Annotated in this window: 25 protein-coding genes, 1 tRNA gene and 1 pseudogene; 11 read left to right on the forward strand and 16 right to left on the reverse strand. The window is 57.9% G+C overall.

The annotated features are described in order from the left end of the window. Window positions 1–36: 36 nt before the first annotated feature. Together GRI39_RS08545 and GRI39_RS08550 are read right to left on the reverse strand one after the other, a co-directional pair. Window positions 37–1,212 (reverse strand): amino acid aminotransferase, encoded by a 1,176-nt coding sequence (locus tag GRI39_RS08545; RefSeq protein WP_160739315.1) that lies wholly within the window; start codon window positions 1,210–1,212, stop codon window positions 37–39. Window positions 1,213–1,290: 78 nt separating this feature from the next. Continuing rightward, window positions 1,291–2,109 (reverse strand): DUF1134 domain-containing protein, encoded by an 819-nt coding sequence (locus GRI39_RS08550; protein ID WP_160739316.1) that lies wholly within the window; start codon window positions 2,107–2,109, stop codon window positions 1,291–1,293. A 216-nt stretch (window positions 2,110–2,325) separates the two neighbouring features. Between GRI39_RS08550 and GRI39_RS08555 the strand changes: the two genes are divergently transcribed. Continuing rightward, window positions 2,326–2,416, forward strand: a tRNA-Ser gene (locus tag GRI39_RS08555). Here the strand turns inward: GRI39_RS08555 and GRI39_RS08560 are convergent. The 3 genes from GRI39_RS08560 to GRI39_RS08570 form a co-directional block, all read right to left on the reverse strand. Beyond that, window positions 2,376–2,762 carry a hypothetical protein gene (locus GRI39_RS08560; RefSeq protein WP_160739317.1) on the reverse strand — a complete coding sequence of 129 codons (387 nt, stop codon included), beginning with the start codon at window positions 2,760–2,762 and terminating at the stop codon, window positions 2,376–2,378. The genes GRI39_RS08555 and GRI39_RS08560 overlap by 41 nt on opposite strands. A 145-nt stretch (window positions 2,763–2,907) precedes the next feature. After that, complete coding sequence (locus GRI39_RS14460; protein ID WP_211371524.1) at window positions 2,908–3,150, reverse strand: hypothetical protein; 243 nt, start codon at window positions 3,148–3,150, stop codon at window positions 2,908–2,910. Window positions 3,151–3,378: 228 nt separating this feature from the next. Further along, window positions 3,379–3,741 (reverse strand): CHC2 zinc finger domain-containing protein, encoded by a 363-nt coding sequence (locus GRI39_RS08570; RefSeq protein WP_160739318.1) that lies wholly within the window; start codon window positions 3,739–3,741, stop codon window positions 3,379–3,381. Between the two features lie 114 nt (window positions 3,742–3,855). Between GRI39_RS08570 and GRI39_RS08575 the strand changes: the two genes are divergently transcribed. Then, window positions 3,856–4,290, forward strand: a complete 435-nt coding sequence (locus GRI39_RS08575) for a helix-turn-helix domain-containing protein (protein ID WP_160739319.1) — start codon at window positions 3,856–3,858, stop codon at window positions 4,288–4,290. A gap of 538 nt (window positions 4,291–4,828) precedes the next feature. Here GRI39_RS08575 and GRI39_RS08580 read toward each other — a convergent pair. The 7 genes from GRI39_RS08580 to GRI39_RS08610 form a co-directional block, all read right to left on the reverse strand. Then, complete coding sequence (locus tag GRI39_RS08580; protein ID WP_160739320.1) at window positions 4,829–7,369, reverse strand: hypothetical protein; 2,541 nt, start codon at window positions 7,367–7,369, stop codon at window positions 4,829–4,831. Window positions 7,370–7,543: 174 nt separating this feature from the next. After that, window positions 7,544–8,047 carry a DUF4262 domain-containing protein gene (locus tag GRI39_RS08585; RefSeq protein ID WP_160739321.1) on the reverse strand — a complete coding sequence of 168 codons (504 nt, stop codon included), beginning with the start codon at window positions 8,045–8,047 and terminating at the stop codon, window positions 7,544–7,546. A gap of 120 nt (window positions 8,048–8,167) precedes the next feature. Further along, a complete protein-coding gene (locus GRI39_RS08590) occupies window positions 8,168–8,497 on the reverse strand; it encodes a helix-turn-helix domain-containing protein (RefSeq protein ID WP_120323635.1) in 330 nt (109 codons plus the stop codon). Beyond that, entirely contained in the window at window positions 8,484–8,882 is a 399-nt protein-coding gene (locus GRI39_RS08595; RefSeq protein ID WP_246204995.1) for a type II toxin-antitoxin system RelE/ParE family toxin, read from the reverse strand. The genes GRI39_RS08590 and GRI39_RS08595 overlap by 14 nt, the downstream gene beginning before the upstream one ends. Further along, window positions 8,875–9,807 (reverse strand): tyrosine-type recombinase/integrase, encoded by a 933-nt coding sequence (locus tag GRI39_RS08600; RefSeq protein WP_160739323.1) that lies wholly within the window; start codon window positions 9,805–9,807, stop codon window positions 8,875–8,877. The genes GRI39_RS08595 and GRI39_RS08600 overlap by 8 nt, the downstream gene beginning before the upstream one ends. Before the next feature lie 43 nt (window positions 9,808–9,850). Then, the gene (locus tag GRI39_RS08605; RefSeq protein WP_160739324.1) at window positions 9,851–10,660 is read right to left on the reverse strand and encodes a class II glutamine amidotransferase; all 810 of its coding nucleotides are present in this window, start codon (window positions 10,658–10,660) and stop codon (window positions 9,851–9,853) included. Window positions 10,661–10,675: 15 nt separating this feature from the next. Then, the gene (locus GRI39_RS08610) at window positions 10,676–12,391 is read right to left on the reverse strand and encodes a thiamine pyrophosphate-dependent enzyme (protein WP_160739325.1); all 1,716 of its coding nucleotides are present in this window, start codon (window positions 12,389–12,391) and stop codon (window positions 10,676–10,678) included. A 448-nt stretch (window positions 12,392–12,839) separates the two neighbouring features. Between GRI39_RS08610 and GRI39_RS08615 the strand changes: the two genes are divergently transcribed. The 6 genes and pseudogenes from GRI39_RS08615 (at window position 12,840) to GRI39_RS08640 (ending at window position 21,231) form a co-directional block, all read left to right on the forward strand. Beyond that, the gene (locus GRI39_RS08615; RefSeq protein WP_160739326.1) at window positions 12,840–13,724 is read left to right on the forward strand and encodes an OmpA family protein; all 885 of its coding nucleotides are present in this window, start codon (window positions 12,840–12,842) and stop codon (window positions 13,722–13,724) included. Between the two features lie 59 nt (window positions 13,725–13,783). Then, complete coding sequence (locus GRI39_RS08620; RefSeq protein ID WP_246205032.1) at window positions 13,784–14,635, forward strand: IclR family transcriptional regulator; 852 nt, start codon at window positions 13,784–13,786, stop codon at window positions 14,633–14,635. Between the two features lie 231 nt (window positions 14,636–14,866). Then, complete coding sequence (locus GRI39_RS08625) at window positions 14,867–17,251, forward strand: TonB-dependent receptor (protein ID WP_160739328.1); 2,385 nt, start codon at window positions 14,867–14,869, stop codon at window positions 17,249–17,251. Between the two features lie 76 nt (window positions 17,252–17,327). Next, window positions 17,328–18,248 carry a TauD/TfdA dioxygenase family protein gene (locus GRI39_RS08630; RefSeq protein ID WP_160739329.1) on the forward strand — a complete coding sequence of 307 codons (921 nt, stop codon included), beginning with the start codon at window positions 17,328–17,330 and terminating at the stop codon, window positions 18,246–18,248. Between the two features lie 44 nt (window positions 18,249–18,292). Further along, window positions 18,293–19,951 (forward strand): annotated as a pseudogene (locus GRI39_RS08635) (thiamine pyrophosphate-requiring protein); the annotation flags it as partial. Continuing rightward, entirely contained in the window at window positions 19,948–21,231 is a 1,284-nt protein-coding gene (locus GRI39_RS08640) for a spinster family MFS transporter (protein ID WP_160739331.1), read from the forward strand. The pseudogene GRI39_RS08635 and the gene GRI39_RS08640, both read left to right, overlap by 4 nt. A gap of 27 nt (window positions 21,232–21,258) precedes the next feature. On the opposite strand, the gene GRI39_RS08645 is transcribed toward GRI39_RS08640, so the two are convergent. Further along, entirely contained in the window at window positions 21,259–21,966 is a 708-nt protein-coding gene (locus GRI39_RS08645; protein WP_160739332.1) for an NAD-dependent deacylase, read from the reverse strand. A gap of 35 nt (window positions 21,967–22,001) precedes the next feature. On the opposite strand from GRI39_RS08645, the gene dapB reads away from it, so the two are divergent. Genes dapB through GRI39_RS08660 form a run of 3 tightly spaced genes read left to right on the forward strand, consistent with a single transcriptional unit; the run spans window position 22,002 to window position 23,840 of the window. Further along, complete coding sequence (dapB, locus tag GRI39_RS08650) at window positions 22,002–22,742, forward strand: 4-hydroxy-tetrahydrodipicolinate reductase (RefSeq protein ID WP_160739333.1); 741 nt, start codon at window positions 22,002–22,004, stop codon at window positions 22,740–22,742. Further along, window positions 22,739–23,404: an endonuclease III gene (nth, locus tag GRI39_RS08655; RefSeq protein ID WP_160739334.1), complete on the forward strand. Its 666-nt coding sequence runs from the start codon at window positions 22,739–22,741 to the stop codon at window positions 23,402–23,404. Before dapB ends, nth begins: the two co-directional genes overlap by 4 nt. 49 nt (window positions 23,405–23,453) lie before the next feature. Further along, window positions 23,454–23,840: a DUF6491 family protein gene (locus tag GRI39_RS08660; RefSeq protein ID WP_246204996.1), complete on the forward strand. Its 387-nt coding sequence runs from the start codon at window positions 23,454–23,456 to the stop codon at window positions 23,838–23,840. A 2-nt stretch (window positions 23,841–23,842) separates the two neighbouring features. Here GRI39_RS08660 and dapE read toward each other — a convergent pair whose 3' ends face one another. The 3 genes from dapE to yihA form a co-directional block, all read right to left on the reverse strand. Then, the gene (gene dapE / locus GRI39_RS08665) at window positions 23,843–24,973 is read right to left on the reverse strand and encodes a succinyl-diaminopimelate desuccinylase (protein ID WP_160739335.1); all 1,131 of its coding nucleotides are present in this window, start codon (window positions 24,971–24,973) and stop codon (window positions 23,843–23,845) included. A 2-nt stretch (window positions 24,974–24,975) separates the two neighbouring features. After that, window positions 24,976–25,638, reverse strand: a complete 663-nt coding sequence (locus GRI39_RS08670; RefSeq protein WP_160739336.1) for a glutathione S-transferase family protein — start codon at window positions 25,636–25,638, stop codon at window positions 24,976–24,978. 70 nt (window positions 25,639–25,708) lie between these two features. Beyond that, the gene (gene yihA, locus GRI39_RS08675) at window positions 25,709–26,350 is read right to left on the reverse strand and encodes a ribosome biogenesis GTP-binding protein YihA/YsxC (RefSeq protein WP_160739337.1); all 642 of its coding nucleotides are present in this window, start codon (window positions 26,348–26,350) and stop codon (window positions 25,709–25,711) included. Window positions 26,351–26,353 lie beyond the last annotated feature (3 nt).

Consider the following 26,353-nt stretch of genomic DNA (forward strand, 5'->3'; position numbering starts at 1 on the left):
ATGGGCGGGGATCATCATTCAAGTCCGTTCATTTGCTCAAGCGCTGACATCTGCCACAGCGTCGATGAACTTTTCGATATTGCCCATCGTCAGACCAGCAATATTGATCCGGCCAGAGCCAGCCATGTAAATACCGTGATCTTCACGCATCTTCATGATCTGCTCCTTGGACAGCGGCAGCATAGAGAACAAGCCATTCTGAATGCCAAGCGGTGTCAGATCAACAGTGCCTACCGTTCCAGCTTCCGCCAAACGATCCCGGACCTGCCGCATCCGCGCCCGCATCGCGTCCAGCTCACCATGCCACATGGCGGTCAGCTCTTCATCGCGCAGGACAAGGCGCACCGCAGCCGCGCCGTGATCAGGCGGCATCGACCAGTTCGCACGGGCCAGCGAATGGCCGTTGGACAGAATACGATCGATCTGATGGCTTTCCTTAGCCATCACATAAAGCGCACCAACGCGATCCCGGTAGAGGCCGAAATTCTTATCGCAGCTATAAGCGATCAGCGCTTCAGGTACTGCGGCAAGAACAGCGCGCAGGCCGTAAGAATCTTCTTCCAGCCCGTGCCCAAGACCCTGATAAGCAAGATCGATAATGGGAAGGATCGGGCTGTTGCTCAGCGCTTCAGCGATTTCGTCCCACTGCTCATGCGTGTAATCAATGCCGGTCGGGTTATGGCAGCAGCCATGCAGCAGGATGGAATCACCTGGCTGTGACTGAGCAATCGCCTGCTTGACCGCATCAAGATCGGCCACGCCATCTTCAGTAGCATGATGGAAGCTGACGATCTCAAGGCCGATATCCTTGATGATCTGCGCATGGTTGGGCCAGCTCGGTGCGCCAACAATCATCCGTTTGGCACCCGACTTATGCGCCAGAGCCACCGCAAGACGCACTGCGCCCGTGCCGCCAGGTGTCTGCATACCTTCAATGCGACCGCTACGCGTGGGGTCTTCACCGAAAATGTAAGGCATCAGCGCATGGACAAAGCCCATGTCGCCTTCAGGCCCGAGATAGGCTTTGGAATCCTGCTCCAACACCAGCTTGTGCTCTGCCGCTTTAATCGCCGCAAAGACAGGGGTTCCCCCATCTTCCGTGCGATAGACGCCCACACCAAGGTCGATTTTATCGGCACGTGGGTCGTCATTATAGAGCTTGATGAGCGCAAGCAGCGCATCGGGCGGTTGTTGGTCGAGTGTGTCAAGCATGGTCGGGCTATTGCTCTTGTGCGGCTGGCCTATCAAGCGTGAATTTCAAGGCCAGCCGATTTTTCGCAAGAAAGTTCCTCAGAAAGGCAGCCAACGCTGCTTTTTCGAGAATTTCATGTAGCCTGCATTCACCCCAAGGCGCAGGCCCGCGCCCATTCTGATGGGGATCATCACAATGTCACCCTTACGCAGGTAACTCGCTGTGAGGCCACCGACGATATAAGCTTGGCCTTCCCCCGCCGGAAAGCGCGAATAGAGATCTTCTGTATCCCAGAGGTTATAAACCAGAATAAATGTATTGCCGGCATTGGCCCCCGCATCGAACCCGATAGACGGACCAGTCCAATAGACCGGCTTTTCACCTTCCACTTTATGATAAAGCGTGCCCGAACCGTAGCGGACCCCAAAGATAAAGGCACCGCCACCTTCACGCCCAACGATATAGGCATTGGGTTCACCTTGCTTGGCCAGCAGATCTTCGATCATCCGCGCCAGCCCTTCGGCACCCTTGCCGAACAGCCCTTCAGCAGCGCCGATCAAATCGTCCTTCTTATAGGTGTTTCCGCTTTCCGAAGCCTCTGTGGCAGCAACGGACGGATTATCCGACGGAACCGGGTTAACCTGATCTGATTGTGGAGTGGCGGGCTGAGAATCAGTGGTTTGGGGATAAGAATTATCAGCGGGCGTTTCCGCTTCCGGTGGCAAGTCCGCCGTCCTATCTTCGTAGCTCGGAACAGTCGTGGGCTGCGTGGATTGCGGCTGAGACAGATCACCATCGATTGCTGTGTCAGGGTCAATCTGCTGAACCTGTGCAGCAGCAGGATTTGCAGCCAGCACAGCCAGAGGCACCATCGCCACCGCCAAACCGCGCCGCAACATTCCAGCAAAATCGATCATTATTCTTTGTCCCATTCACACCTCAGCTCGTTTAATTGTGTCAGAAACGCTTTCGGATCTGAAGCAACAATGAATGCGCGGCAAGCTGTCTCTCTTTTAAGGCAGATTGCACAAAATTGCAGACACGGAATTTAATGACACTTTTCTGCAAATCCGGGCTTGTCCCTTTTGAACCCTGCGATTATAGCGCCCGCTCATCGCCGAAAAAGCGATGCTGGAGACGTGGGTGAGTGGCTGAAACCAGTTCCCTGCTAAGGAACCGTACTCTATCCGGGTACCGAGGGTTCGAATCCCTCCGTCTCCGCCATCGCTTTTCCAGACACTGAAAATTCCCCTAACGCCTTAAAAACATTCGAAGTTTCGGGTGTTCGAAACCCCTCATTCCGGCAATAGACGAGATGCCCCGAAAACAGCAGGCGAAGGGTGGTTCTTCGGCCTATAATATCGCCGTTTTCCCATAGTTTTGAGGGGTTTGCAAGGAATCGCAGCGTGTGTTCGAACATCTCGCTGAATGTGTGTTTCGGCTTGCCCAGCTTTGCGCTCTTTTCCTGCCATACCAGCTTTTCCCGCTCCAGCTTGGCGATACGCTGCTCATAGGCTTTGACGACACTATCGCTGGAGGCATCAACGATGCGGTCCAGCAGCTTGGCCACTTCCGAATCAAGCTTTCGGATAGCGTGCTTGGCAGCGTTCTTGCCCTGCGATGCAATACGGGATTGCTGTCTTCACCATCCAGACAGCACATGACGAAGTGCATGTCTTTGCGGGGGCGTGAGATGGAGACCCAAACCTATAATTTCACATGGCAAGGTATCGAGATCGAGGCGACTTATCGGCCCCGCCTTCGAGCATCAGCGTCGCCATGGTGTGGCGCAGCAGGTGGCACGAGCCGGTCTTGTCGGTATCGGCGGCGGCGACGTAGTTACGCACCAGCTGGGTCATCCGGTTGGCGGCGAACGCCTCGCCCAATGTGGTCAGGAACAGCGTGCCGTCATCGTCGCCGACGATCGGCTTGGCTTTGGTGTCCCCCTTGCGCGGCATGGCGGATGCCTAGCGGGTCACTCGGCGGGGACCGCATAGGGGTAGGATGCGGCGCTGCCGTTTGCTCTTATGAAGTGCGTTTCGGGGGTGTTGGCAGGATCATCCTCGCAACCCCTTGCTGGCTGCGGCTTTGCTCCCGTTTGGTCGCTCCGACCACCTGCCGATCGGTCCCCGACCACGCCCCGACCAGGGGCCGACCGCGCCCCGTTTGCCCCCGACCGCTCGGCATCATACCTGTCCTGAGCATCGTCGAAGGAGGGACAGGTTTCGGCAGCGATACCGGGACCGCTGAGGCCCATCACGAACCGCTGCACCATCGCGCAGCAGCTCCGCCGCATGACGGAAGCTCACCCCTTCCGCCTTCATCACCCAGTCGATCGGCCCGCCGCTCGCATCGCAGCCGAAGCAGCGGAACAGGTTCTTCGCAGCGTTCACCGACAGGCTCGGCGTATCGTCATCGTGGAACGGGCAGCGCCCCGCCAGTTCGTCCTTGCCCTTCCGCGCCAGCTTCACGCCCGACGATTCGACAAGCCGCACCAGGCTCACATCGGCCTTCAGCCGCTCGATCTCGCTATCGGCGATTCGCGCCATGTTTCCCGCCTTCGGCCAAAACCCTGTCAAGCGTAAAGTGCGCTTTCAGCTCGACTTTGTTTATAACAATATGTTATCGATTCAAGCTCATCGGCCAGAACAGGGGATATGCTCATGCACCGCTTCGCAACCAGGATCGCAAAGCCCGCCATGAGTCCCGACGAACAACCCTACTTCCAGGCACTCGGCCAGCGCATCGCCAAGGCCCGCACCGCCGCTGATCTGACGCAAGTCCAGCTCGCCGACGCGCTCGGCATCTCACAGCCACAGCTCGCCTTCTACGAGGTCGGCAAGCGCCGGGTGCCGGTCTCGCTGCTACCGGGGCTGGCGCGGGTGCTCGATACGCCGGTGGAGCTGTTGATCGGAGAGGACGGCCCCGCCAGCGCATCAGTCGTGCCATTGCGCCGCTCACGGCGCGGCCCACCCTCCAAGCTCGAACGCCAGCTCGATGCCATCGCCCAGCTTCCCAAGGCTCAGCTGAAGGCAGTCTCAACCGTTCTCGATGCCGTGCTCGCACAACATGGACAGGAGAGCGCCAACGCCGCCTGATCCTCTCTCAGCCGCCCACAGAGCGGCCTGACAGCGCGAACACAGGTCAGGGGCCGGGACACTCCCGCAGCCCCTCAGCGGAGCCTTTTGGCAGCTCTATCTACATCTCCAGCACCGCGACCGATCGGGCCGGCACACCCCGTTTCCCGTGGATCGCAGACCACTCGCGGCAAGCGCCAGGATTGCAGCGACAGATCAGCGCCTTACGCGCAGGTGAGTGGCCCACGGATCGGCGCAAAGCCGCTCCACTCGCAGGCGGGTCACTTTCGCCCAAGAGGATTTCCACACTACTTCAACGAGATGCATCCCGAAGTCGCGGGGTAGGGTGTGCGCGAAGTTGTTCCCTATTTGGACCGATGTGATCGACCACTTGCCCGTCCGATTCCCGATGGCAAAGGCCTTGGTTTCACGTGGATTTTCTAGCCCATCGGGCGCTTGAAGGATAGCCAGTTCTGCCTCGTAATTTCGTGTTAAACGGGGCGATTTGTAGCAGATAGCCATTCATCAACGGTGATCTGTGCGTTGCAATTGTCTCTCACTATGTCACCCAGCTTGAGATTGTCGCGAAGCGCCACTTACCTCCCTCGAGCCAGAACATAATCGTTCCTCCCGTCCAACCGCTTGACCAGATCGCGTAGCCCCGGGACTTCTCGCGGTTCATGACCAGCGAAGGTAGTTCGATCAGACGGAAGTCCGGCGAGCGGCGCTGAAGAGCGTTCTCGCCTTGCGAACCGTAAACCAACACCGGCATCGGCAAAGGTGCCATGCAGGCCAAATCGGCAGCATGGCCTTTGACAAAGAGTGGCCATTTTTCACCGGTCGATGGGCGCGTAAGTCCGGAAAGTAGGGGCGCGTCAGGTGCGCGATCAATCGGCTCACGTATCGCCGCTTCGTCAATACCGGTGAGCATGAGAAGAACCTTGCGGCGCACGGAAGCGACTGGGTCTGCTTCTCCGCGTTTGCAGGTTGCCGCATCCGAACCCACCACAAACGGTGTCTCGCCTGCGGGACCATCTATGGCCAGATGAGCGGCCACAAGATCACTGAGACCGTCGCCGTTGCTGTCTTTGGTAAGCGCCTCGATCGGAATATCCAGCCAGAGGTTTGGCTCCCGTCGTAACGTACGCAGCCCTACCGGAGGATAAGTGATGCTGGAAGTATCGAGCAGCGCATAAGTGACTTCGATCTGGAGGTGGTCATCCTTCAATAAAGGCAATTTTGAGGTGGGCTCGATCAGATAGGGAAAGCGAGCCGCAAGGCCGGTATAGAGCGGCTGACCCCACGTCTTTCCGCCATCTTTGCTGAGATGAATCCAGTAGCCGCCGCGCCCCACTTCGCCACCTCGGTCAAGCAAGCCGGATTGGCTAATTGCAACCGTGCGGGTTCCCTCGCTTTGCCAGCGGACCGGCTCGAAGCCCAGTGGCAGAGCGGTCCAGCCTTTTGGCCAATCAACAGTTTCCGCGACGTCTGATCGCTTGTCTGAGCGGCGCGAGATTAGCTCGGGGGGCAGTGTATGTTGCGCGAAAGGGGGGTGGATCGGTTCAATAGGAGGCCTGTCCGCATAAGGCTCATTTGTATCGCCGTCGTCAAAGGCGGCAAGACCTGCAACACGCTCGCTTTCAAGTCGTGCGGCAATCGAATCCCATTCTGGCAGGTTGAGTGCAGCCAGAGCGCGTCGCGCTTCGGGCTCTTCCTCGCTTTCGTATCTATCGGGTTTGAGGTTGTAGGCCACTGAGCGTCTTGCATCAGCACAAACGCCGCCCGCCACATCAGCGTCGAACACTGAGCAATAGAATCGTGCGATTGGCGCATTTGCACCGGAACTCCTGCCGCCGCTGAACCCCGCTTCGAGCATCGGATACGGGTCGGTCTGCGGAGCGTTAAGCGCCCATGACAGGATCAGGCTATCTACATTGGGATCTTTCCAATGCTGGTCTTTACCCTCGTAGCAAACTTTCAGGCCCTGCCCGGGATCTTTCGCTGTGCGCCCCTTATAAAGGCAGTCAACCAGCTTGCGCTCTGACGGCAGTTTCGAGTCTTTTTCGACCATCGCTCGCGCTTCATCTGTCCGGCCTGACAAATACATCGCTGCGGCTAGGCTGGTGGTAAGGCTGGTATGCTCTCTCGCGCCAAATATTACGGGAATTCCGTCGATTGTTGCGGTAAATCCATCCTGCGTGTCCGCCAGCATTGCACTCCGCCCCTCGGGATCAAGTGCATCATACAGGGCGAGCCCACGCGCATCGGCACCCACCGCAAATGCATCTTCAATTGCCTTGCGAGTGAACGTCAATCGGAACGCGCGCTGTGCCGCTGGTGCAATATGCTGTTCTACTTCGGGGCGCAGCAACCATAGGGTAAGTGTCGGCTGATTTTGGAGGACTTCGCTCAGCATGGCCAAATCGGCGACCTGGTGCGGAGGGTCAACCTTGACAGCTTCCAGTAGCGGATCACTGCAACCGGTTACGGCGGCAATGGAGCGAAAAGAGGCAGCGCGATCCGCTGCAGCACCTGGCAGCGTCATCAAGCTCTTGTCGCATAGATTGGCCTGATCGATCGTGAAGGCCGCAAATTGGACAAGAAGTGGGTTACGGCCAGCTTGGTCCAGCCCCTTGTTGATGATTTCGATCAGCCGCGTCCGGTTCTGGACGTCCTTCACTTCGTCGCCAAAAAAGTCATATTTGTGGGCTCGCACAAGGGCAAAACTGCGCAAGAGTTGGCGCACGGCATTTTCGGGTAGAGCATGATTCTGCGCGATGGTGCGGCTGGAAGCGGTAAAATCACCGCGTTCGAACGCACTCAAAAGGTCGTTCATCCAAGCGTGAAATTCAGCCGGTGCCGTCGCCGGAATGTCGTCGATGATGTCCTTGTTCGATCTGACGATGCTCGTCCGAAGCGCCTTGTCGTCAGTGGCGAAAATATTCTGCGGCTCGGCGTCAGGTTCGATCAGCTCTTCGATTGAGACAGCCTCGGCGCTTGCCTTACCTTGAGCGATGCCGGGCGATGGCACTGCGGAGCTGAGCAGCAGCGCCAACAGGCTCAGACCCGCTCGCAGGCTTTCTCCTCGCAAAACCGGCACGTCCACTCCCTCCCACTAATCCGCTGCAAGCTTTAGCAAAACTAGCGGACAATAAGATGAAGTCGAGTTCTTTGATCCTTGCACCCCTCGGAGCCAGACTGCTTGTAGCGTCTCATTCGATTTCAGATTGCGAAAATGATCTGCTGGGTTGCTGGAGTGCCAGGAATTCAGACGTCAGATCGTCACGCTGGTCCAATTGCCAGTTGCCAAATAGGGCTGATCGTTTGCGAACTCTGGATCGAAGTTAGGCTCCCACGGAAACAACCCCACACGGTCCGGCCAAACAAGCTGGAGGCACGGGAAATCGTCACCGCGGTAAAACCATCGACTCCAACCAAGATGCTCGGCGTAGAAGTCCCGAGAGACAGGAAGAAGTACAGCCTGATGGTTCCCGAATATGCCCGAGAGCCTTGTCTCCGGTTTCGGAAATTTCCCCTCGCGAATGTCGCTGTAAATGTCCCATAAGATGTCGTGGGACACCTGCTTCGGCAATGAGAATACAATGATTTCTGGGTGACCTAGGCCATGGAAGAAGCCGGTTGAGTATGTGAAATCAGGTTCCTGCTTCTCTGGATCGAAAACGCGTGTGCCGAACCACCCGTGCTCCCGGATTTGTGCAAGGAAGTCACGATCTGCGGCGTCAAGTTCAATTTCCGGGAGATCGAGGGCTGTTTTCATGTTGCTTGATTCTGCACGCAAAGTCTGTTGCTTGCAATGACCGCTAAGGGGGCAGGCAGCCCTTAAGCCAGAGTGGATGATAGGTGACTCACCGGGGCAAACTTAAATCGCGAACTCCGCCTACGCGACCGCATCGAGCCCGCTGCGCTGAATGATCGAAAGGAGCCGCAGTGCCGGACCTCCCGGCTTCTTCGCTCCGCGCTCCCAGTCCGAAACCAGGTTCTTCGACACGTTGAGATAGCGCGCGAACACGGGCTGCGACACATGCTCTGCCTCCCGGATCGCCTTGATCTCGTCAGGCGACAGGACAGGCGCGGGCGCAAGGCAAGCTTCATCGAATTCGCGCATGGTGCGCTTGTCGATGCTGCCTGCGTCGTGAAGGCCTTCCATCATCTCGTGGACGGCGGCCATCGCCTCGCTCTTGTAGGTCTTTGCCTTAGCCTTGCTCATCGTCTTTCACCTCGACCAATCGGCCTGCTTCAACTTCCGTTCCGATCTGGTCATCACCCAGTTCCAGCATAATGCTGGCAGCCTTGCGATAGACCTTCAGTTCCGCCGCACTCAGGTTCGCCTTGTCGCTCTTGGCGAAGGCGAACACGAAGATGGCCCGCTCACCTGAGCGGAAGATCAGGATCGAGCGATAGCCACCCGACTTGCCTCCGCCCTGGCGCGCGATGCGCTGCTTGATAAGGCCGCTGCCAAGATCGGCATCGATCAGGCCGGATTCGGCCCGATGCACGACATCAGCAAGCGTGGCATCGCTGATCTTTTCCTTTGCCGCGAACTTGGCGAACCAACGGTTGGCGTAGATGCGGATGCGCGGATTGTTAGTCATGCAGCAACGGCCCACTATCATACTTAGTGTTACGGCTCAATGAATATGAGCCGCTCATACTTTGCTCGATCTGGTCGCCGATGCGCTGGGCTGCCTCGATCACATGCCCATCGTCAAGATGGGCATAGCGGGTCGTGGTCCGCACATCGGCATGGCCGAGCAGCTTGCCGATCATCGGCAAGGTTTCAGAGTGGGCGGCGGCATGGCTGGCAAAGCTGTGCCGCAGATCGTGAATGCGGACGCCGGGTAGACCCGCCTCGTCACGCAACTTGCTCCATAAGTTGCCGATGTCCGTGATCGGGCGCTGGGTGGCCGGGTTCCAGAATACATAGCGCTGCTTCTCACGGCGCGGCAGGGCGTGCAGGATCGTTGCAGCTGCTTCGGCCAGCCAGACTGTGCGCGGGCCGGTCTTGCTGTCGGTCAGCAGCAAGCGCCGCCCTCGAACTTCGCTCCATTTGAGGCAGGTGATCTCCGACTTGCGGCAGCCGGTCAGGATCAGCAGGCTGATCGCCGCGCAATGCAGCGGAAAGTGTTTGCCATGCCGGTCGAGCACTTCGCCAATCCGCTTGAACTCCTGATCGGACAGGAAGCGCTCGCACTTCCGCCCCTTGTTCTTGCGGACGTAGAGGCAGGGGTTCGATCCTTCGGGCCGAACGCCCCATTGCTCGGCCTTGTTGAACATGGCGCGCAGGATTTCACCGCAACGATTGGCAGCACCGGGGCCGCCCGTGTTGGTGATCCGGTTGAACCATTCCTGCACATGGCGTCCCTCGATCTCGTCGAGAAACAGGCCTTCGAACGCCCGGTCGAGGTATTTCCGCTTGTAATAGCGGTGAGTGTAGAGCGTGGACGGTTTCCATTTGGGCGACACACGGTCCCAGTAGGTCTTGAGGAAGTCGCGGTAGGACGGAAGCCTGACAATCAATGGGTCCTGAGCCTAAGAATCCCAACTCGGCAAGCGCTGGCAATCACGCCACTTGTCGTGCGATTTCAACGCCGTTGCGCAGGTGAAGCGAGGTTCCTCGGGCGAGCGGCTGCCATTCCGTGTCATCCAGCGGAACACTGGCGAACACCAAGGTTCTGGGGCTGACATCGCTCATCCTGGGTCCACACAGATTGTAGTCCTGCCCTGGCTCACAATCACCGAAATGGCGCATAACCAGGCCGGGTTCGCGTGGCTCGGTCAGTCCATCGGGGGTTTCAAACGCACGCCTGTCAGCATGAACAAACAGGCTACGGCCATCGAAAAACAGGAAGTTGGAGCTGCCCAGTTCCTGCATTTCGGCAGCAAAGCGCGCAAAGGTAGCAAACTCTTCCTCGTCCCCTGCCATTTCGTCAAGAGCATCCAGCCGCGATAACAGCAGCAGAAAGGCCAGTTCCGAATCGGTATCGCCCACCCGCTCAGACAAGAGCGGCTTGCTTTCCGCGAGCTGCTCGATGCCGTGCAACGTCCCATTATGCGCAAAATGATGCGCCCTGCCTTTTCGCGTGCGCGTAAAGGGATGAGTGTTGGCCAGCAGCGGCTGACCTTTTGATGCGCGCCGGACATGCGCGATCAGGTGGCGGCAGGCGATCTCACGTTCGAACACCATGCGGGCCAGTTCACTGTTGCTGGCAGGGGCTGCTTCGCGGAAAACATGGGCGTCACGCTCTTCCGCAAACATGATGCCCCACCCGTCCCGATTGCGATGACGCTCCCCTCCTTCTGCGGCGAAGGATTGAAGCTCATAACTGACAATGGCGACTTCAGCCGAAGTCATGGCAAAGAGTTCACACATGGCGTTGCTCCGGCCTTATCTCAGAAAATTGTCACGCAGGAGCGAAACCACTTCGCGGCTACGCCCATCAAGGACAGCTTTGACACCGAAGAGCGCCGTTGAGGCCACCTGCCCCAATTCGACCTTCGGCGGCATCACCAGCTCCATGCGATTGACCTTAACATCGAGCAGCGCCGGGCCATCATGACCGAGCCATCTTTGCATGGCCCCATCCAACTGGCTGGCATTCTCCACCCGCTCACCAAACAGGCCACAAGTCCGCGCCAGAGCGGCAAAATCGGGATTTTCGAGATCGGTATAGCTGTCTAGCAGGCCTTCAACCCGCTGCTCCATCTCCACAAAGCCCAGAGAGCCATTGTTGAATACCAGCAGCTTCACAGGCAGCGCTTCCTGCTTCAGCGTCAGCAGGTCGCCCATCAGCATGGTCATGCCACCATCCCCGCACAGGGCAATCACCTGCCGTTCAGGATAAGCAGCCGCAATTCCCATTGCTTGCGGGTAGGCATTGGCCATGGTTCCATGGAGCAGGCTGATCAGGAAACGTCGGGAACCGTTAGCGGTAAGATGGCGCAGGCACCACACCATCGGGCTGCCGCCATCTGCCGTGAAGATGGCATCACTGTGGGCCAGCGTATCGAGCCGATGGGCAACAAATTGCGGGTGGATGAGCGCCGGATCGCTTTCCTCCGCGGCCTCCATATAGGCCGCACGGTCTTTTTCCCATTGCGCCAGCGCCCGGTCGAGATGCGCCTTATCTGCCTTCGCTTCGATGAGCGGCAAGAGTGCATTGATCGTTGCCCCGACATCGCCCACCAGCCCAAGATGCACCGGGCTGCGGCGCCCGATATGGGTGGGGTCACAATCCACCTGAACGATTCTCGCTTTTTCAGGATAATATTGCGTCCAGGCAAAATCGGTGCCGAGGCACAGCAAAAGGTCACACTGCTCGATGGCATCCATCCCGGCATGGTTGCCCAGGATTCCGGGCATCCCGACGTTGAAAGGATTACTCGGCTCAAGAAATTCCTTAGACCGGCTGGTGTGAACCATCGGCGCGTTCAACTTGCGCGCCAGTGAGACTATTTCATCATGCGCCTCGCGCGCGCCATAGCCTGCCAGAAGCGTGACTTTATCGGCATGCGCAATTTCAGCGGCAAGCTGGCTTAGCTCTGCTGGCGCAGGCGTGGTGACAGGGGCAGGCCGGTGAACAGCCCATGGCAGTTTATCCGCATCCTTTTCGGTAAACATATCACCATTGACGATAATCACAGCCACACCGCGCTGCGTCAAAGCGGCCTGTGCCGCCATCGCGGTGATCCGCCGCGCCTGCGATGGATGGGAGATATATTCGCAAAAAACCGAGGACTGTTCGTAAATCTTCTTCTGATCGACTTCCTGCGGGAAGTTCAGCCCTACCTGGGGCCGATCCACATTGGACGCGACCAGCACCACCGGAGCGCCATTACGGTGGCTTTCAAATATTCCATTGACGAAATGCAGGCTGCCCGGCCCAGCAGTGCCCGCGCAAAGGGTGAGTTCGCCGGTCATATAGGCTTCGCCGCCAGCGGCCAGCGCGCCTGCTTCCTCATGCCGGACACTTATCCATGAGACATCCGACCGGCGCACCGCATCGATGAAGTGGTTGATCGTATCCCCCACAATTCCATAGCATCGCTTCGCCCCTGCCTTTTGCAACGTATCGATGACGATTTCGGCAACGGTGTGGCTCACAATGCGACTCCTGTAAGATGATACATAGGACACCAGCCCAACAATGACGGCAGGATGCAGCGATGAGGGCTGTTATATGCCACTAACGTGCGAGACATGGAAAGAGTGCCCCATCATTCGTAGCTGTTTCGGCCGCTCATTATGAGGGCATCGTCCCACAATCTCTCCAGAGTCTAACGCACTGATTCCCCACCCTCTTACATCAGCTCATCGCACTGACGGGTCAAATGACCCGCATAAACGGGCATTCCACCGCATACGTTCATGTAGAGGAAAGGCTGATTTAAACAGGCAGGTCATCCACTACATTCAAGTGCAGCATCATCGCGGCACCTTTCATTAAACAAAACTGAAGGGGGTTTGATAGTCGGATACGCCAAATAAGGGGTTTTTCTTCCAAAGGTGAAGAATATGCGTTTCCGTCTGATTGCAATTTAAGGAGTTCATGATGAGTTTTGCTATTAATAATTCCAAAGCGTTCTTGCTGATTACAATGCTCTCAGTTCCAGCAACTGCCAGCTTCGCCGCTCAGCAAGACCCGGAACCTTCAACCACTGTGTATGGCGCAGCAGCAGAAGAAACCGATGCCACCCAGACAGCAGACCTCACAGACGGTCCTGACATTGAAGGCATTATTTCCGCCCGGAGCGGCGATCGGATGCAGGTCACCTCGGCCGATGGCTCTCGCTCGGTCATCACCATTGACGATAGCACAGACATTAAAGGCACCGGCGGCTTTCTGGGGCTGGGCAGGAAAGACCGCGCCGCTGCTTCACTGATGAACGGCCTGCCGGTCAGCGTTGAAACCAAGCAGGCCGGTTCTGTTTTGCTGGCCAGCAAGATCCGCTTCAAGAATGACGATCTTGAAACGGCGTCCATGATCCACACCGGGACCGATCAGCGCTTTGCCGAACAGACAGCCGCCACCGAGGCCCTGCGTGGCCGTATGGGTGATATCGACAAATATAATGTGAAAGGCACCACCAACGTCCATTTCGATACTGGCAAAGCGGTTCTTTCTCCGCAGGCGAAGGCTGATCTTTGCGCCACGGCGCGTGCGGCTGACGGGATGGATAATGCTTTGATGCTGGTGGCCGGTTACACAGACTCCACCGGGGATCAGGAATTTAACCAGCAACTCAGCGAAAAGCGGGCGGCGCGCGTGGTGAACTACCTGCAACAGGCCTGTGGCTGGAAGCCCTATCGGATGTTGACGCCAACCGGCATGGCGGAATCCAACCCCGTCGCCAGCAATGCAACCGAGGAAGGCAAAGCGCAGAACCGCCGCGTCTCGGTAAATATTCTGGTCAGCAAGGGTCTGGACGGTATTTAAGACATAAGGGGTGGGCTTTGGGCCCACCCCGACATTGTTCGACGGCGTAAAATGTGCACATGCTCAACGCTGAAAACGGCGAAACGATCGCAATGTGGAACAACCACAGCACCCGCCGGTTTTTTGCCAGAGAGGATAGATATGTGAACAACGCGCCAAGCGGCTCCGCCGGCCGCCTGATTCATCTTCTGAAGCTTATCGCCACTGGCCCGCATGTCTTTTCGCTCAGTGCGCTGGCCGAACGCGCGCAATTGCCGGCCAGCACGGTGCATCGCTTGTTAAAAGAGCTGATGCAGGCCGGATTTGTGGAGCGCGGGACAGGCCAGCTTTATCGGCCGGGGCGCGAATTACACCGCATGGCATCGCAATTGGTGGCCAAGTTCGACCTCATCCGCAGCGCCCGACCCTTTCTCGACGATCTGGTGGAAAAGTGGCGGGAAACAGCGGTGTTGTGCGCCTATAGCCCGGTCAACCGCAATGCTGTGATTGCCGATACCATCGCCACGCCACACCCTTTGCGCTTTACCGTGGAAGCAGGCAGAGAAATCTCTTTGCCGTGGGGCGCTTTGGGCCGTGCCATTCTCGCCTTTCTGCCAGCCGGGGAAATAGAAGCGGTTATTCGTGAGGCCAAGTTTGGTCCACTCAGCGGCAAGCCGCGATCGCCCCGTGCACTAATTGAAGCCGATCTCGATCAGATTCGCCAGCAACATTACTCACGTTTCTACGATCCGGAGAATGATATTGCAGGCATTGCCAGCCCCATTTTCGGCTCCAATGGCGAAGTGCTGGGTTGCATTGGCGTAACCATGCCTTCCAACCGATATCAGCGCCATCTTGAGGATGATCTGGCGATTGCCACGCTTGAGGCCGCTCAGCATATCAGCGAATTGGCCGCCATCGCTTACAGCTGATCCGCACCGCCACACCAAAACACTTGTGATTTCCCGTAAACTATCCGCACATAATTTCCGTATAATGGAATTAATCTTTCGGAATATGGAATCTGCTTGATAGTTAGCGTGCTCCCGGATTGAATAGATCCACCTGCCATACAGAGCGGGATTATATGGGAGATGGACATGCGGCACGATCATGCATGGATTCGAGGATCTACTTCTGCTTTTGCACTTATAGTTTCAGCCATGGCCCCGACCGCCATGGCGCAAGAGGCCGACAGCCTTGCGGCTGCGGAAGCCTCTTCACCTGACGCACAGCAAATTGTTGTCACCGCCCAATTTCGCGAACAAAACCTTCAGGATACACCACTCGCCATTACGGCGGTGACAGGCGACATGCTCGAAGCGCGGGGTCAAACGAGCATTGAAGATGTCGGCGCACAAGCGCCCAATGTAACCTTGCGTCAAAGCCCTGCGACCTATGGCCCGGCCATGGTGGCCTATATCCGCGGCGTGGGTCAGCGCGATTCGAGCTTCGCGCTGGAACCGGGCGTCGGCGTCTATGTCGATGATGTTTACCTCTCGACCGTGCACGGTTCGATGCTGGGTTTGCTGGATCTCGAACGGGTGGAAATTCTGCGCGGACCGCAGGGCACGCTGGCGGGGATGAATTCCATCGGCGGGGCGATCAAGCTCTATTCCAAAAAACCAGATGGGCAAGGCGGCGGCTTTGCTGAACTGACCTATGGCAGCTATGATCGGCTTGAAGTGAAGGCCGCCGGGGATTTTGCGGTCACAGATAAGCTCTTCGCACGGGTGTCCGGTGCATCGGTCAAGCGCGATGGTTTCGTAACCCGCTATGATTATGGCTGCACCCATCCGGATAGCGGTATCCCCTCCGTCGTCACCAATACCGACAGTTGCAAACTGGGCACCGAAGGCGGGCGAGACTATACCGCAGGCAGGCTGGCCTTGCGCTGGGAGCCGACAGACCGGGTTTCACTCGACATTGTTGGCGACATTACCCGCGATGACAGCGAAGTCGGCGCATCGACGCTGCTCTATGTTGGACAAGCCGCGCCTCCGGGCAAGGAAGTGACCGGATCATCAGGCGGCGCCGCCTATTTCCTCAATGGCATTCCCCTTGGCACGGCGCAGGGATCGCAATTCATTACCTATTCGCCCTATGGCAATTTCGCGCTCGATAGCTTTTCCAAGAGCCCCTATGTCTCTTACGAAACCTATATCGATCTTGATCCACGGGATGGATCAGCCCCCTGGCAGGCACCGCTGAAATCAGCGGTCAACAATTGGGGCCTGTCAGCCAATCTCAATGTTACGCTGGCCGACAATCTCGCTCTCACCTCGATCACGGCCTATCGCGATTATGATGGCGTGTTCTCGTCAGGTGACAGCACGCCGTTCACACCGGGTCAGGTCGCCAATGACATTTACAACCATCAGTTCAGCCAGGAAGTGCGCCTCTCGGGGCAATTCGCTGATATTGTGAATGTGACCGTGGGAGGCATGTATCTCCACAAGCGCAGCCAGAATATCTCGCGCGTCACTTTGGCAACGCTGATGTTCATGGAAAACAACATCGTCCCTTCCACCACATGGGCCGCCTTTGCCAATGCCGATGTGGCGTTGACCGACCGCCTGACCGTGGGGGGCGGCATCCGCTACACCGATATGAAGAAGACCTTCAAATATGGTCGTGGCGGGATTCCGGGGTCGGACCTCGGTGGCGCTCCGCCCCCCGCCATTGCCGGGCTGGACGGTGTGGAAAGCACCTTCAAGGGCGACCATGTCGATTATCGCGCGGTGATCCAATATAGCTGGACAGACAGGCTGATGACCTATGCCCAGATTTCCACTGGCTTCAAAGGTGGCGGGGCCAATCAGCGCCCCTTCACCCCCAGTCAGGCGATTCCGCATCAGCCCGAAACGCTCACCGCTTATGAAGCCGGTTTCAAGAGCGAATTGTTTGACCGGATGATGCGCTTCAATGTCAGCGGCTTCATCAATAAGTATAATGACATTCTGGTGTCCGTCACCACCTGCCCGGAGGGCGTCATCCCTCGCAATCCTTGCGCTTTACCAATCAATGCCGGCAAAGCGACCGTCAAAGGGTTCGAAGTGGAAGCATCACTGAACCCCGTGGATGGGCTGCTGATTGATGCATCGCTCGCCTATCTCAATTTCAAATATACCAAGATGAGCGAGTTGGCTGTCGCGTCAGGTGTCGGCCTGGAGGACAAGGGCCAATATGTCATGCCATGGCAGTGGAACATTGGTGCGCAATATCAGATCGATCTCGGCAAAGCCGGAATGCTGACCCCGCGCATTGATGTCAATCATGACGATACGTTCAACCGCAATTCCAACAATGTCGATGCAGCCACTGGTGGCAAGGACATCTTTGGCGAGGTCAAAGGCCGCACACTTCTCAACGCGCGCATCACTTACGAAACTGAAGACGGTGCATGGATGCTGGCACTGGAAGGGAAAAACCTGACAGACAAGCTCTATTATACCGATGTGTTCGACAATCGCGGTTCCACCAATTCGGTGCAGGGTTCGCCCGGCGAACCGCGTACCTTTGCCATCACTGTCAAACGTCGCTTCTGATCCCCGGCCGGGAGCGTACGCCGCACTGGCTTGCCTGGCACACCGCTCCCGGCACTTTAAATGAAAGTGCTATGTTATGAATGCTATCACCTCTCATGTGCCGATTGTGGCCGGCCGCCCTATGCCGGAGTTCAAGCGTATCGGCGTTGAACCAATCAGCGGTGCATGTGGATGCGAAATTTCCGGTGTGGATCTTCGCGAACCATTGGATGAAGAAACTCTGGCTGAAGTGATGCTGGCGTTTGAACATTTTCTGGTCATCGTCTTTCGCGATCAGGATCTGACCCCCGATCAGCATCGGGCTTTCTCGAACTATTTCGGAGCGCTGACTGAATTGCCTCAAGCCCCGATCTATGACGGCAATCGCGATATGCAGGAAGTGCGCCGCGAAGCGAATGAGCCGGAAAATGTGGTTCCGTCTTTCGAACATTTCCACACCGACAGCCCATTCCTGCGCCAGCCCCCACTGTGCATTGTGATGCGGGCGCTCGACGTTCCGCGCTGGGGTGGCGACACGGCCTTTTCCAACGCTTATCTGATCTATGAAAGCCTGTCCGATGCGATGAAGACCCTGCTCGACGGGCTGGAAGTGGTCTATTCCGGGGCCGATATCTGGTCGAAAAACGAAAAGCTCGCGCCTGATAAACGGCTGCGTCTGCGCGAAAGCCATGATTTCACTGAGGACGAGCTGACCAACATCCATCCCGCCGTGCGTGTCCACCCCCGGACCGGGCGCAAGGCCGTGTTCGCTACTCGCGCCTATTTCAAACATTTCGTCGGCTGGACCGAAGATGAGAGCAAGGCTCTGCTCGACTATATCCAGTCCCTCGCCCAGCAGCTTCATTTTCATTGCCGGGTGAAGTGGAAGAAAGACACGCTCATCGTGTGGGATAACCGCTTCTCACTCCACCGCGGGGTGCATGATTTCAAATATGAGAAACGCCATCTCATTCGCACGACGGTGGTGGGCGAAAGGCCGCTTGGTCCCAAAGACTAAAGTGCCGGACCAACACGCGTGAAGATGAAACCAGAGCCGTCGGAAAGGCGGCCATAAGGGATGGAAAGCCAGTTATGAAAGTCAGTTCCGCCATTGCCGAGATACTCCAGCGCGAAGGCGTGGATGTCATCTTCGGCTATCCGCGCAACGCCGTGCTCGAAACCGCTGCGGAGCTGGGCATACGCCCCGTTATCGTGCGGCAAGAACGCACGGGTGTGCATATGGCTGACGCCCTGTCACGCCTGACACGGGGCAAACGCATGGGGATCTTTGCCATGCAGCATGGTCCGGGGACCGAAAACGCTTATGGCGGGGTGGCACAGGCCTATTCCGAAAGCGTGCCGGTCCTCGTTCTGCCGCAAGGTTATGATCGCAGAATTGCGCATGTGCCGGACAATTATAACGCCTGCATCTCGATGCGGGATGTGTCCAAACATGCTGAACCCATCACGCTGGCGTCTGAAACGTCGAACATCATGCGCCGCGCCTTTACCCAGCTTCGCAATGGCCGGTTGCGCCCGGTGATTGTGGAAATGCCGCGGGATGTGCTTCGCGAAGAGTTTGGCGAAACGCTGGATTACACGCCCGTCATCTCGACCCGCAGCGCACCCGATCCGGATGCCATCCGTCAAGCAGCCAGGATGCTGGTAGAAGCCAAGCGTCCGGTGATCCACGCCGGGCAAGGTGTCCACTGGGCCAATGCCTATGCCCCTTTGCGCGAGTTGGCCGAATTGCTGGCGGCTCCTGTCTCCACCACCTTGGAGGGCAAAAGCGCATTTGATGAAACCCATGCCCTTGCGCTGGGGTCTGGCGGAGCCGCCATTCCGGGGCAATTGCGCCATTTCCTCAACCATTCGGATGTCATCTTCGGCATTGGTTGCAGCTTTGCCCAAACCGATTTTGGCGTCTCCATGCCGGAGGGGAAGAGGGTCATCCACGCCACGCTTGATCCGGCTGACTTCAACAAGAAGGTGATTTGCGAACTGGCTTTGCAGGGCGATGCAGCCCTCACCCTCTCCATGCTGGTGGAAGCCTGCCGCGCATTGATCCCCTCCCCCCGTGATCCCGGCCCGGTGGCGGCTGAAATTGCAAAGGTAGAACGTGAATGGTTGAGTGAATGGCTTCCCCTTCTCACCAGTGAAGATGCGCCCATTTCGCCCTATCGCGTGCTATGGGATCTCCAGCAGGAAGTGGATGTTGCGAACACGATCATCACCCATGACGCTGGTAGCCCGCGTGATCAATTGACCCCTTACTGGAAAACCACTCAGCCGCTCACCTATCTGGGCTGGGGCAAGAGCACCCAGCTCGGCTATGGCCTAGGCCTGGCGATGGGTGCGAAGCTCGCCTGCCCTGACAAATTGTGCATCAATGTGTGGGGTGATGCCGCGATCGGCTTCACCGGCATGGATTTTGAAACCGCAGTTCGCGAAAACCTGCCGATCCTCTCGATCCTGCTGAATAACCATTCCATGGCGATCGAATTGCCGCAAATGCCCGCAGCCACGGAGAAATTCCGCTCCACCGATATTTCCGGCCATTATGCGGATTTTGCCAAAGCGCTTGGCGGCTATGGAGAACGGATCACAGACCCGGCGGATATTCGCGCCGCCATCCGGCGCGGGATCGAAGCGACCGAGCGCGGTCAGCCTGCGCTGCTCGAATTCATGACCACCAAGGAAACACGGGCGTCACGGCTATGAGGGCTATGTCACAGGAGCGGCAAGAGCCCTGGCCCTGGAAAGCCACCTGGCCGCTCATCATCCTCACCCTGATTTCAACCTTCAACTATCTGGACCGGTCGCTGCTGGGGCTTGCCATGCCAGCGATCAAACAGGAAATGCATGTATCGGACACGGTGCTCGGGCTGATTTCCGGTCTGGCCTTTGTCGTCGTCTATTCCCTGCTGGGCGTTCCGGTAGCGTGGGTGGCAGATCGATATAACCGCCGCAACATCATCGCAGCGGGCCTTGCAGTATGGAGCCTGATGACTGCCTTCACTGGCTTCGTCAGCAATATCTGGCAGCTTGCCATGGCCCGTTTCATCATGGGAGCCGGGGAATCCTGCGGCGCCGCGCCATCCAACTCGATGCTGGCGGATTACTTCCCGGCAGGCAGGCGGCCCCTTGCCCTTGCTTTTTATGGCCTTGCGCCAACCCTGTCCTTTGCCCTGTTCTTTCCACTGGCGGGCTGGATTACAGAACATCATGGCTGGCGTAAGATGTTTATCGCAGCGGGTCTGCCGGGAGTGGCAATTGCGATCCTCTTCCTGCTCACCGTGCGTGAACCCAGGCGCACCGCCGGACCAAGTGGCAAAAGCTTCAAGCCCTCCGCCTCCATCATGCAGGACCTCAAGGCCCTGTTCGCCAATCGCTGTTTCGTCTGGATGTTTGCCGGCGTCACTTTCATGGGCGCGAATGTCTGGGCGGCAGGCGCATGGACCCCCACCTTCTTTGCCCGTGTGCACAATATGGGCATGGCCGAAGCATCGGCTGTTATCGGCCCGTCGCGCGGCATTCTGGGGGCTATCGGTGTCTTGGCAGGCGGCTTCATCGTGGACCGTTTGCGGCGTGACCGGCTGAGCTGGCGCATCACCATTCCGGCACTGGCCTGTGCCGCTGTCGGCCCGGCAGAAGCGCTCTTCCTGCTGGGAGATAACAAGACCATATGGGTCGCCGGATTTGCCGCGGCGAGCTTCTTCACCCTGATCCATCAGGGGCCGATCTATGCTGCCGTTGTCAATGTGGTGAACAGCCGCAGACGCGCTTTGGCGATCTCGGTCATCCTGCTGGGTGCTGGCCTGATCGGCAATATCGTCGGCCCCACGGCCGTTGGCATATTGAATGATGCGCTCCACCCGGCATTGGGCGATCATGCGATTCGCTATTCCATGCTGGTGATTGCCTTCACCCCGATTGTGGCGGCGCTGTGTTTCTATCGTGCAGCCGCTTTCTATGAAGATGCGCTGGCGCAGAATGAATAGCAGCCATAAGGCCGGCGCACGCGGAACCTAGCGCGCGCTGGCCAGCATTTCTTCCACCCATGCGGGCACCAACTGGCCTGCCGGGCCAAGCCGGGTGACATCGAAGAAATGGGAGCCCTGGCTGCGTTCCAGATTGAGTTCCACCGTTTGCGCGCCTTGTGCTGCCGCTTCCTGCACCAGACCCGCCGCGGGATAGACTGCACCCGATGTGCCGATAGAGACAAACAGATCCGCTTCGCTCACCGCAGCATATATCTCCTCCATCCGATAGGGCATTTCGCCAAACCAGACGATATCGGGGCGCAGGGTTTCAGCCGAGCATTCCGGGCAGGCGGGGCGATCGATCAGCGGCCCGCGCCAATGGTGCCGCGCATCGCATGACTGGCACCATGCAGAAAGGTGCTCCCCATGCATATGCAGCACACGGCTCGCCCCGGCCCGTTCATGCAGATCATCCACATTCTGCGTAACGATCAGCAGATTGCCCTCCCATTCGGCATCAAGCCGCGCCAGCGCATAATGGGCAGCATTGGGCTCCACCTGCTGAATTGCCGCGCGCCGTGCATCATAGAAGCGGTGCACCAGATCAGGATCGCGGGCAAAGGCTTCAGGTGTAGCCACATCTTCCACCCGGTGATTTTCCCACAGGCCCCCACCCCCGCGAAAAGTGTCGATGCCGCTTTCGGCGCTGATTCCGGCTCCGGTGAGGATCACGATATTGCGGATATTGCTCATGTCCCCCATGAAGCACGCGCAAGGAAGGACATGCAATGACACAATCGGGCATCACAATCGGAATTATCGGCAGTCAGGGCCGCATGGGGCAAGCCCTCGCGCAGGCTATTGAGGCGGCGGGATGTGTTCTGGCTGGCGGGGTGGACCGGGATGGCGATGTGGCAGCGCTCGCCGCGAAGAGCGATGCGCTGGTGGATTTCTCCTCGCCCGACGCACTTGCCGCCAATCTGGCCGCAGCCCGCACCGCCCAAATCCCTATCCTGATTGGAACAACCGGCTTTGATGATAACCATCATGCGCTGATTGACGATGCGGCCAGGGACATTGCCGTGCTGCAAACCGGCAATACCTCGCTTGGTGTGACGCTGCTCGCCCATCTGGTTGAAGAAGCCGCCAGCCGTCTGGGCGATGATTGGGACATTGAAATCGTTGAAATGCACCACCGGATGAAGGTCGATGCCCCATCCGGTACGGCTTTGCTGCTGGGTGAAGCCGCAGCCAAAGGGCGCGATATTGCTCTGTCCGAGAACACCGAAAGCGGGCGTGACGGGCATACTGGCAAGCGCCAGCAGGGCGCGATTGGCTTTGCCGCCTTGCGCGGTGGCACCGTGGCAGGGGATCATTCGGTGCTGTTCGCAGGCGAGCAGGAACGCATCACCCTCTCCCATTCAGCGGAAAACCGCATGATCTTTGCCAATGGCGCGGTGAAGGGGGCAAACTGGCTGATCGGTAAGCCTGCCGGGCGTTACACAATGGCGCAGGTGCTGGGATTGTGACGAAAGACCAGATCTTCGAATTCTTCCGCCTGCTGGCCGAACTCAACCCCGCGCCGGAAACGGAGCTGGAATTTGGCAATGTCTATCAATTGCTGGTGGCGGTGGTGCTATCCGCGCAAGCGACAGACGCCGGGGTCAACAAGGCCACCCGTGCCCTGTTTGCCAAGGTGAAAACGCCTGAAGAGATGGTCGCGCTGGGGGAAGAAGGGCTGAAAGCCCACATCAAAACCATCGGCCTGTTCAATTCCAAGGCGAAGAATGTCATCGCCCTGTCCGAACAATTGATTGCCCATCACGGCAGCGAAGTGCCGCAGAACCGTGATGCGCTGGTGGAGCTACCCGGCGTCGGCCGCAAGACCGCCAATGTCGTGATGAATTGCGCCTTTGGGGCAGAAACCTTCGCGGTGGATACCCATGTTTTTCGCGTCGGCAATCGCACCGGGCTGGCCAAGGGCAAAACGCCCGAACAGGTGGAAGCTAAGCTGGAAAAGCGCGTGCCCCAGCCCTTCCGCCGTGATGCCCATCACTGGCTGATCCTGCTGGGCCGCTATACCTGCAAGGCCCGCAGCCCGGAATGCTGGCGCTGCCCGGAAGTGGAATTATGCTCCTTTAGAAAAAAGGTGCTGGAAAATCCTAAAAAGGCTAAACTCACCGCGAGTTGACCGGGCTTCCTTTGGCGGGGGCACTGGATCTATGAGAGGAGCCTTGCCGATGCCTATGCTCAAAACACCTCTGTTCCTTGGTGCCACTGCACTGCTGGCGCTCACCGGATGTCAGAACGCAGTGGAAAGCGAACCGAATATCAAGGCACCGCCCGCCACTGTGGTTGGCGAAGCGGTAAGCTGTATCGATAGCTCCCGGATCGATCGCTCCACTGTCTATGATGATTACACGATCGATTTCACCATGCGCGGCGGCAAGACCTATCGCAACACGCTCAGCAATCGCTGCCCCGGCCTCGGCTTCAACCGGGCCTTTACCTACAGCACCAATATCAACAGCCTGTGCAACACCGATACGATTACGGTGCTTCAGAACGGCAATAATCTCGGTGTAACCTGCGGTCTCAGCGATTTTGTGCCGGTGAAGCTGAAATAGCCTTACGCCAGCGCTGCCAGCGTGACCCGGCGATAGATCCGCGCCAGCGCTTCCAGATCGTCCACCGCCACAGCTTCATCGCGCTTGTGCATCGTCGCATTGACGAGGCCAAATTCTATCACCGGACACAGATCTTTGAGGAACCGCGCATCCGATGTGCCGCCGCTGGTGGAGGCTTCTGGCACCACGCCCAATTCCGCTTCCACAGCATCGGCAATCATCTGCGAAAAATCACCCGGCGGAGTGAGGAAGGATTCGCCTGAAATAACGGGTTGTGCCGTGCCGCCATGCTTCTTTGCAATGGCGATGACCTGATCGCCCAGCGCCTTGCCGGTATGCAGATCGTTAAAGCGGATCGAAATGCGCGCTTTGGCCTTTGCGGGGATGACATTATGCGCCGGATTACCGACTTCGATTTCCGTGATTTCGAGATTGGATGGCTGGAACCACTCGGTGCCATCATCCAGATGCAGCCCGTCCAGTTCAGCCAGCATCGCTACCAGTTTGGGCACGGGATTATCGGCCAGATGCGGATAAGCTACATGGCCCTGCACACCTTCCACTTCGAGGAAGATATTGACCGAACCGCGCCGCCCCACTTTCATCATATCGCCAAGCCGGTTCACTGATGTCGGCTCCCCCACCAGGCACAGATCGGGCTCTTCACCCAATTGGCGGATCAGATCGATCAGCGCGCGTGTGCCATAGATGGCCGGGCCTTCTTCATCGCCCGTAATGATAAAGCTGATCGTGCCAGCCTCTGCCGGAATGTCCTGCACCGCCGCGATCATCGAAGCGATGGAGCCCTTCATATCGACCGCGCCACGGCCATAGAGCAATTCGCCCCGCCGTTCCGGCAGGAAAGGCGCGCTGGTCCACCCTTCGCCCGGAGGGACAACGTCCAAATGACCGGCAAAGGCAAAATGGGGTGAACCCTCCGGCCCTTTGCGGATGGCAAAGCAGTTTTCCACCGGGCCATCAGGCGCTTCGCCCACAATGAAACGATGGCAGGTAAAGCCCAGCGGTTCGAGCAAGCCCGCCAGACAATCGAACACCGGACCGACAGCCGGAGTGATGCTTTCACATGCCAGCAGTTTTTCCGCGATGGCGAGAGCCGAGAGCGTCTGTGTCATGCTCAGGCTTTCACCTCGAACTGTTCGATGATCCAGTCTTCATCCTCAGCGGATTTGATCCAGCTTTGCAGCCAGTCATGTTCCCATACAGCCTGCATATAGCTTTGCGCAAAACCGGGCACGCCGATGCCATAGGTGAGGAAACGGCTGACGATGGGGGCATAAAAAATGTCCGCCGCGCCGAAAGTGCCGAACAGGAAAGGACCGCCATTGCCGAACCGCGCCCGTGCTTCAGCCCAGAGGCCGAGAATACGGACGATATCGCTCTTGGTTTCTTCGCTCAGCATAATGCCGGGCACCCGCCGCCGGATGTTCATCGGGCATTGCCGGCGCAAGGCAAGATAGGAACTGTGCATTTCAGACACCATCGCACGGGCCATACCGCGTGCCGCGTCTTCCTTGGGCCAGAAGCGATCGCGCCCGACCTTGTCAGCCAGATAATCCATAATGGCGAGGCTGTCCCAAATGACCGCTTCGCCATCCCACAGGATCGGCACTTTGCCGGAGGATGGAAGGAATTCGCCTTGCTCGCGCTTGGCCGCTTCCCAATCTTCCCCGTAAAGGCTGACTTTCAATTCTTCGAAAGGGAGGCCCGATTGCTTCGCCGCCAGCCAGCCACGCAATGACCAGCTGGAATAATTCTTATTGCCGATAATAAGCTTCATGCTCGTCCCTTCAACTTAACCTGCGGCCTAATCAGTCTGCCGCGCCGTGTCGAGGGCGAAGGGGAAACTCTTATAGGCGGCTATCGGCCAGAACCGCCGCGCGCAGCTCTGCAATGCCCATGCCCTTTTCCGCCGAAGTGACGTGCAGCTGTGGGAAACAGGCTGGATGCTTACGCGAAGCGGCTTCCACCGCAGCGCGGGTTGCTTCCAGTTCTTCTGCCTTGATCTTGTCAGCCTTGGTCAGCACCAGACGATAGCCAACCGCCGCCTGATCGAGCATCTCCATCATTTCTAAATCCACCGGCTTCAGCCCATGGCGGGAATCGATGAGCACGAGGGTCCGCTTGAGCACCACCCGGCCGCGCAGATAATCGCGCACCAGCTTCTTCCACTTTTCGACGACCTTCACCGGAGCCTTGGCAAAGCCATAGCCCGGCATATCGATAAAGCGGAACTGGGTCGGTGTGCCGATTTCGAAGAAGTTCAATTCCTGCGTCCGCCCCGGTGTCACCGAAGCGCGCGCGATGGATTTGCGCCCGGTCAGCGCATTGATGAGCGAACTTTTCCCGACATTGGAGCGGCCTGCAAAGGCCACTTCGGGATATTCCGGCTCAGGAAGAAATTGCAGCTGCGGGGCGGATAGAAGAAAATCTACCCGCCCGGAAAACAGCTTGCGCGCTTCTTCAATCAGATCCTGATCTTGCTCGCTCACGTG

It is taken from the genome of Altericroceibacterium indicum, from assembly GCF_009828105.1.
In the GTDB taxonomy this organism is placed as follows: Bacteria; Pseudomonadota; Alphaproteobacteria; order Sphingomonadales; family Sphingomonadaceae; genus Altericroceibacterium; species Altericroceibacterium indicum.